Consider the following 8182-nt stretch of genomic DNA (forward strand, 5'->3'; position numbering starts at 1 on the left):
GGGGTGTTCGTGTGCCGCCCTGAGGTGGCCGGTCCTGCCGCGGGGCGGAGCCGGGGGCGGACTGCGGCGGTCCGGCCGTGCTCTGCGGGGAGGCCTCGGGCCAGGACATGGGCACTTCGGGGGAGGAGGCCGCGGGCCACGAGGCCGGCACGTCCTGGCGAGGTGCGTCGGACCAGGAGGGAGCGGCGGCGTTCTGCGTGGAGCCCGCCGGCCATGAGGACGGCGCCGCGCCGTCCTGCGGCGGCAGGTCCGGCCAGTTGGGGCCGGTGGTGTTCTGGGGCGGCAGGTCCGGCCAGTTCGGGCCGGTGGTGCTCTGGGGCGGTTCGGGCCAGGCCGGGGAGGTGTCCTGCGGGGAGGCGGCGTGGCGGGATCGTCGTGGAGGTTCGGGCCAGGAGTCGTCGCTGCGCGGGGGCTCTGGCCACGCGGGCTCGTCGTGGGCGGGCGCCTCGGGCCACGATGTGGGAACGTCGGCCGCGTGCGAGCCGGACGACCGGCCACCGGATCCGTCGCGCCGCGGCGCGTCGGGCCAGGACGGCAGGTGTGGTCCGGAATCATCCGCTGCCATGGCCGGCCCTCCCCAGGTGGTGTCCGGATCTGCCCTTATATCCGGATTTGACGTTCCAGGCATGATCTCATGGGATTTTCCAGGAGATGCAGGCTGTTCCGCAGCGAAACGAGCGAAGCCGTCAGGATCGGTCGGCGGATCCTGGAGCGGCAGGTCGGCATCCGGACGATCAGGCTCTGCTGGGTACACCACGGTGGCAAGGCTATTCTTCTGGGACGAAAGAGGTCACAACGGGTACATCACCTTCAGGTCTCACTGAACCTGAAGGATCCATTGTGCCCGCCGGCCTCGATCGAGTGTCCGCATTCAGCCGAAGAGGTGCGCTAGGCTTGACACATGCGTTCCGCGACCCTGCTTCTTAGCGGGCCGCGACGGCCCTGAAGATCTCGCCGTCGCGGCTCCACCCCTCGTTGTGTGCACGGGGGGTTTTCTTATGGGTCCGAGTCAATCCAAAGGACAGTAGCCGTGAGTGAGTACGATCCGCAGGCGCTGCAGGCCAAGTGGCAGCAGCGATGGGAGGAGCAGGACCCCTACCGGGCGAGCGAGGACCCGGCCGACCCCCGCGAGCGGCGCTACATGCTCGACATGTTCCCCTACCCGTCGGGTGACCTGCACATGGGCCATGGCGAGGTCTTCGCCATCGGTGACGTCATCGCGCGCTTCTGGATGCAGCAGGGCTACAACGTGCTGCACCCGATCGGGTGGGACTCCTTCGGACTCCCCGCGGAGAACGCCGCGATCCGGCGTAACACCCACCCGGCCGAGTGGACCTACGCCAACATCGAGACGCAGGCCCACTCGTTCCGGCGTTACGGCGTCGCCTTCGACTGGTCGCGCCGCCTGCACACCAGCGACCCGGACTATTACCGGTGGAACCAGTGGCTGTTCAACCGGTTCTTCGAGCGCGGCCTGGCCTACCGCAAGGGCGGCCTGGTCAACTGGTGTCCCAACGACCAGACCGTGCTGGCCAACGAGCAGGTCGTGGCCGGCAAGTGCGAGCGCTGCGGCGCCGATGTCGTCCGCCGGGAGCTGACGCAGTGGTACTTCAAGATCACTGACTACGCGCAGCGCCTGCTGGACGACATGAAGCAGCTGGACGCCTGGCCCGAGCGGCTGCTGACCATGCAGCGCAACTGGATCGGCCGCTCCGAGGGCGCCGACGTGCTCTTCGAGATCGAGGGCCGCGACGAACCGGTCCACGTCTACACCACGCGGCCCGACACGCTGTTCGGCGCCACGTTCTTCGTGGTCGCCGCCGACGCCGCGCTGGCCGACGAGATCGTCACCGACGAGCACCGCGCCGACTTCGAGGCCTACCGCGCCGAGGTCGCCAAGCTGAGCGACATCGAGCGGCTGGCCACCGACAAGGAGAAGACGGGCGTCTTCCTGGGCCGCTACGCGACCAACCCGGTCAACGGCGAGCGCATCCCCGTCTGGGCGGCCGACTACGTGCTGTCCGACTACGGCCACGGCGCCATCATGGCCGTGCCCGCCCACGACCAGCGCGACCTGGACTTCGCGCTGAAGTTCGGGCTGCCGGTGAAGGTCGTCGTGCACACGGGTCTGGCCGACCCCGGCGAGACCGGCGAGGCCACGCCGGGCGAGGGCACGCTGGTCAACTCCGGGCCGCTCGACGGCCTGAGCAAGACCGAGGCCATCGCCAAGATCATTGAGATCCTGGAGGCCGACGGCAGGGGCACGGGCGCGGTCAACTTCCGGCTGCGCGACTGGCTGCTGTCCCGCCAGCGGTTCTGGGGCACGCCCATCCCGATCATCCACTGCCCCGACTGCGGCGAGGTGCCCGTCCCCGACGAGCAGCTGCCGGTCACCCTGCCCGACATGCGCGGCGAGGCGCTGGCGCCCAAGGGCGTCTCCCCGCTGGCCAGCGCCGCGGAGTGGGTCAACGTCCAGTGCCCCAAGTGCTCCGGTCCCGCCCAGCGCGACACCGACACGATGGACACCTTCGTCGACTCGTCGTGGTATTTCCTGCGTTACTGCTCGCCGGGCTACACCGACGGCCCGTTCGACCCCGAGCAGGTGCGCAAGTGGGGCCCGGTCGACCAGTACGTCGGCGGCATCGAGCACGCGGTGCTGCACCTGCTGTACTCCCGCTTCTTCACCAAGGTCCTGCACGACATGGGCATGGTCGACTTCACCGAGCCCTTCGTCCGCATGCTCAACCAGGGGCAGGTGATCAACGGCGGCAAGGCCATGTCGAAGTCCCTGGGCAACGGCGTGGACCTGGGCCAGCAGATCGACGAGTTCGGCGTCGACGCCGTGCGCCTGACCATGATCTTCGCCGGGCCGCCCGAGGACGACATCGACTGGGCCGACCTCTCGCCTGCCGCCTCGCAGAAGTTCCTGGCCCGCGCGCTGCGCGTGATGTCCGAGGTCACCAGCGAGCCGGGGGCGGCCTTCGAGGGCGGCGACACCGGCCTGCGCAGGGTCACCCACCGCACGATCGACGAGGTCACCAAGCTGGTCGAGTCCTACCGCTTCAACGTGGCGGTGGCGCGCATGATGGAGCTGACCTCGGCCGCGCGCAAGGCCATCGACTCCGGCCCGGGCCCGGCCGACCCGGCGGTGCGCGAGGCCGCCGAGACGCTGGCGATCATGCTGTCGCTGGTGACCCCCTACACCGCCGAGGAGGGCTGGGAGCGGCTGGGCCGCACCGGTCCCGTCGCCTTCGGCGGCTGGCCGGTGGCCGATCCGGCGCTGCTGGTGCAGGAGTCGGTCACCTGCGTGGTGCAGGTCGCGGGCAAGGTCCGCGACCGACTGGAGGTCCCGCCCGGCATCGGCGAGGACGACCTGCGGGCGCTGGCCCTGGCCTCGGAGAAGGTCGCCGCCTACCTGGACAGGGCGCCTCGCAAGGTGATCGTCCGGGCGCCCAAGCTGGTCAACATCGTCCCCTAGAAGCCGCTAGAGCCCGCGCAGGGCCGGAAGCAGCTCCTTCTCCGCCCAGTCGAAGAAGGGCCGCTGCCGGTCGTGGCCGATCTGGACGAGCGCGATGTGGGTGTATCCCGCGTCGACGTACTTCCGCGCGGCCTGCACGACCGCGTCCACGTCGTCGCCGCAGGGCACGCTCCGGGCCACGTCCTCCGGGCGCACGGTGCCGGCGGCGGCGGCGAAGTTCACCGGTGCGGGCAGCTCGGCCATGACCTTCCAGCCGCCCGTCGACGCCCAGCGCCACAACGTGTGCGCGCGTTCCTTGGCGGCCTCGGCGTCGGTGTCGTAGGAGAGGGCGAGCTGGCCGTAGACGGGTTTGCCGTGGCCGCCCGCCGCGTGGAACTGCTGCACCACCTCCGGCAGCGGCTCGTTGACCACGAGTACGTCGCCGTGCTCGGCGGCGAGCTCGGCCGACTGCCCGCCGGAGGCGGCGATGCCGATCGGCACCGGCCGCTCCGGCAGGTCGTACAGCTTGGCGGAGTCGACGTCGTAGAACTCGCCCTGGCGGGTGACGTACTCGCCGCTGAAGAGCTCCCTGATGATCTGTACGGCCTCGGCGAACATCCGGTGCCTGGTGTCGACCGGGGGCCAGCCCTCGCCGATGACGTGTTCGTTGAGGTTCTCGCCCGCACCGAGGCCCAGGGTGAACCGGCCGCCGCTCAGCACGCCCATCGTGGCCGCCTTCTGCGCTACCACCGCCGGGTGGTAGCGCATGATGGGGCAGGTCACGTACGTCATGAGCGGGATCCGCTCGGTGACCTGGGCCGCCGCGCCCAGCACCGACCAGCAGTAGGGCGAGTGCCCCATCTCCTCCAGCCACGGGAAATAGTGGTCGGAGATGACCGCGTAGTCGAAGCCGGTCCGTTCGGCCGCCGCGGCGTAGTCGACCAGTTCGCGGGCCGGGGTCTGTTCGGACATCAGGGTGTAGCCGATTTGTACCATGCGTCCGGGCTACCCCTGTTCGCCGGGCTTAGCGTCCAGGAACGGCAGATCATCATGGACGGTGGTCGCGCATCTCCTCGGCCACCAGGCCCAGCCCGATGCCCAGCAGCCAGACGTCCTTGGCGATCGCGATGCCCTGCTCGGTGGGGCGCAGGCTGCCCTCCTGGCGCAGGCCGGGCGTCTTGAGATACAGGCCGAGCAGCCCTGCGGCGAAGCCCGTCAGCGCGGCCCCCGCGAGGAACGACGGCACGAGCGGCACCAGCAGGGCCACGCCGAGGGTGACCTCCGTCTTGGACAGCAGCTTGGTGAAGGTGGACGGGGGCACCTTGCGCAGGAACGGGTAGGTGCCCGAGGCCATGCCGTGCAGGCTCGCGGCGGTGTCCTCGTCGGCGCCTGACTTGCTGAGACCGGAGTTGAGGATGACGGCCGCGGCGGCCAGCCGGGGCGGGATCTGGTGCGGGCGGACGAGGATCTTCATGATGCCTCACAGGGATACGGAAGCCGGAAAAGGCCACATTCCCCCACATGACCGGCGCATCCCGGACTTGACCGTTCCGGGGACAGGGCGAGTTCGCTGGGGAGAGAATTCTTGGGTCGCCCTTGGTCTCGCGCATTAGTGTGCATCTGTGACAAATGGCGCATACCTCAGATACCCGCACCTGCACGGTGACGTGGTCACCTTCGTCGCCGACGACGACGTCTGGCTCGCACCCCTGACTGGAGGCAGAGCCTGGCGCTTCACCGCAGACCGCGTACCGGTGTCGCATCCGAGATTCTCGCCCGACGGCAGCCGCATCGCGTGGACCAGCGGCAAGGAGGGCGCTCCCGAGGTGTTCGCGGCCGAGATCGACGGTCCGGAGGGCGAACGGCTGACCCACTGGGGCAACACGACCGGCGTGCGCGGATGGACCCCGGACGGCGACGTGCTCGCGGTCAGCCCCGCCGGGCAGAGCGACCACAGCAGGAGCTGGGCCTACGCGGTGCCCCTCGACGGAGGGCCCGCCACGCGCCTGCCGTACGGGTGGGTGAGCGACGTCGCCGTCAACGGCGCGCAGGTGGCGACCGTGTCGTCCATGTGGCGGGAACCGTCGCAGTGGAAGCGCTACCGAGGCGGCACGGCGGGCAAGATCTGGGTCGACGCCGCGGGCGATGGGGAGTTCACCAGGCTGTTCACCGACAGCACGGCCCAGTACTGGTCGGTCGGCTGGGTGGGCGACAGGATCGTGTTCCTGGCCGACATCGACGGCGTCGGCAACCTCCACTCCGCCCGGCCCGACGGCTCCGACCTGCGCAAGCACAGCTCACACGAGGAGTTCTACGCCCGCCACGCCACCGGTGACGGCGAGCGGGTCATCTACAGCCACGCCGGCGACCTGTGGCTGCTGGAGAGCCTCGACGCCGAGCCGTACCGGCTGGACGTGCGGCTGGGCGGGCCCCGCCCAGGGCGGGCCCGGCGGCCGGCGCCCCTGCGGGCGGGCTCGTTCTCGCCCGACGCCTCCGGACGGGCCAGCGCCGTGGAGATCCGCGGCACCGCCCACTGGGTGACCCACCGCGACGGCCCCGCCGGCGTGCTGCGGGCCGAACCCGGCGTCCGCGTACGGCTGCCGCAGGCCCTAGACTCCCGCGGCCGGGCCGTGTGGGTGTCCGACGCCGGCGGCGAGGACGGGCTGGAGGTCGGCACGCCCGGTGGCGAGGTCAGGACCCTGGCCACCCGGCAACTCGGCCGCGTGCTCGAACTGGCGGCCGCCCCCGACGGCCGGCACGTGGCGGTGGCCACCCACGACGGGCGGCTGCTCGTCGCCGACCTCGAATCCGGCGACCTCCGCGAGCTCGACCGCACCACGCAGGGAGACGTCAGCAGCCTGACGTTCTCGCCCGACTCGAGCTGGCTGGCCTGGGTGCACCCGCACCAGCCGCCGCTGTCACAGATCAAGATCGGGCGCGTCGACGGGACCTCCGTGATCGACGTGACCCCGGTGCGGTTCGCCGACTACGACCCCGTCTTCACCAAGGACGGCAAACACCTGGCGTTCCTGTCGATCCGGACGTTCGACCCCGTCTACGACGTCCACGGCTTCGACCTGTCGTTCCCCCAAGGGTGCCGCCCCTACCTCGTGCCGCTGCAGGCCGGCACGCCGTCGCCGTTCGACCCCTCGCTGCAGGGCCGCGGCTTCAACGGCGAGGACGACAAACCCGCCAAGGACGACGCCGTCAAGGACGACGCGCCGCCGCGCACCGAGGTCGACCCCGACGGCATCGCCTCCCGCGTGGTGCCGGTTCCGGTGCCCGCCGCGATCTACGGCAACCTGCGCACCGCCAAGGACGCCCTCCTCTGGCTGCGCCACCCGCTCACCGGCCGCCTGGGCGACGGCACCGAGTCCGAGAACGACACCGTGCTCGAACGGTACGACCTGAAGAAGCGCGCCAAAGCCGAGCTCGGCAAGGAGGTGCGTTCGTTCGAGGTGAGCGGCGACGGGGCGAGGCTCGTCACCAACGGCAAGAACGGCCTGCAGACCCGCGCCGCCACCGAAGGGGACGAGGTCGTCACCATCGACCTCGACCGCGTCACCGTCCAGATCGACCCGGTCGCCGAATGGCGGCAGGGCTTCCGCGAGGCCGGGCGGCTCATGCGCGACCACTTCTGGCGCGAGGACATGAACGGCGTCGACTGGCAGGCCGTGCTCGACCGCTACGAGCCGCTGATCGACCGCATCGGCTCCCACTCCGAGCTGATCGACCTGCTCTGGGAGGCCCAGGGCGAGCTGGGCACCTCGCACGCCTACGCCACGGCGGCCGGCGGCGGCTCCGACCCCCGCCGCCGCCAGGGACTGCTCGGCGCCGACCTGGCCAGGGACGACGACGGCGTGTGGCGGGTCACCCGCATCCTGCCCGGCGAGTCGTCCGACCCCGCCGCCCGCTCGCCGCTGCTCGCTCCGGGCGTCGCGGTCCGTCCCGGCGACGCGATCACCGCCGTCGGCGGCCGCCCCGTCGACCCGGTACGCGGGCCGCTGGCCCTCCTGGCCGGCACCGCAGACCAGCCCACCGAGCTGACCATCCGCCCCGCCTCAGGAGGCGAGCCGCGCCGCGTCGTCGTCAACCCCATCGCCGACGAGACACAGCTGCGCTACCACGACTGGGTGGAGGAACGCCGCGCCCGCGTCAGGGAGGCCTCCGGTGGCCGGCTCGGCTACCTGCACGTCCCCGACATGGTGGCCTCGGGGTGGGCGCAGTTCCACCGCGACCTGCGTACAGAGATGGCCCGCGACGGGCTCATCGTGGACGTCCGCGAGAACAGCGGCGGGCACCTGTCAGAGCTGGTGCTGGAGAAACTGTCCAGGAAGGTCTCCGCGTGGTCGCTGGTCCGCGGGTACGAGCCGATGCGCTACCCGGAGGACTCGCCGCGCGGGCCGATCGTGACCGTCACCGACGAGTTCGCCGCCTCCGACGGCGACATCGTCAGCGCCGGCATCAGGAACCGCGGGATCGGGCCGCTCGTGGGCACGCGGACGTGGGGCGGCGTGATCGGCATCGACTCGCGCTACACCCTCGTCGACGGGACCCGGGTGACGCAGCCGCGCTACTCGTTCTGGATCGAAGGCCCGGGGTGGGGTGTGGAGAACTACGGGGTCGACCCCGACATCGAAGTGGTGATCACCCCGCAGGACCGGGTCGCGGGACGTGACCCGCAGCTCGACAAGGCGATCGAGCTGGCCATGGCCGCCCTGGAGG

Annotated in this window: 4 protein-coding genes and 1 pseudogene; 2 read left to right on the plus strand and 3 right to left on the minus strand. The window is 71.0% G+C overall.

Features of this window, described 5'->3' with window-relative positions; all coding sequences use genetic code 11:
* Positions 1–565 (minus strand): annotated as a pseudogene (locus tag GUY59_RS44800) (hypothetical protein); the annotation flags it as partial.
* A 465-nt stretch (positions 566–1030) separates the two neighbouring features.
* Here GUY59_RS44800 and leuS point away from each other — a divergent pair.
* Positions 1031–3478: a leucine--tRNA ligase gene (gene leuS, locus GUY59_RS44805; protein WP_252375251.1), complete on the plus strand. Its 2448-nt coding sequence runs from the start codon at positions 1031–1033 to the stop codon at positions 3476–3478.
* 6 nt (positions 3479–3484) lie between these two features.
* Here the strand turns inward: leuS and GUY59_RS44810 are convergent, their stop codons facing one another.
* On the minus strand, positions 3485–4453 hold the full coding sequence (locus tag GUY59_RS44810; protein WP_138208343.1) for a TIGR03557 family F420-dependent LLM class oxidoreductase: 969 nt from the start codon (positions 4451–4453) through the stop codon (positions 3485–3487).
* 52 nt (positions 4454–4505) lie between these two features.
* The gene (locus GUY59_RS44815; protein ID WP_138208344.1) at positions 4506–4931 is read right to left on the minus strand and encodes a hypothetical protein; all 426 of its coding nucleotides are present in this window, start codon (positions 4929–4931) and stop codon (positions 4506–4508) included.
* A 148-nt stretch (positions 4932–5079) separates the two neighbouring features.
* Here GUY59_RS44815 and GUY59_RS44820 point away from each other — a divergent pair.
* Positions 5080–8182 (plus strand): S41 family peptidase (locus GUY59_RS44820; protein WP_161715053.1); only part of this gene is annotated, 3103 nt, incomplete at its 3' end.

The organism is Nonomuraea sp. K271 (assembly GCF_009908215.1).
Taxonomy (GTDB): domain Bacteria; phylum Actinomycetota; class Actinomycetes; order Streptosporangiales; family Streptosporangiaceae; genus Nonomuraea; species Nonomuraea longispora.

Excerpts from the sequence above, each read along its gene's own strand:
- GUY59_RS44815 (WP_138208344.1), bottom strand. The coding sequence starts at position 4,931 with ATGAAGATCCTCGTCCGCCCGCACCAGATCCCGCCCCGGCTGGCCGCC.
- GUY59_RS44810 (WP_138208343.1), bottom strand. The coding sequence starts at position 4,453 with ATGGTACAAATCGGCTACACCCTGATGTCCGAACAGACCCCGGCCCGC.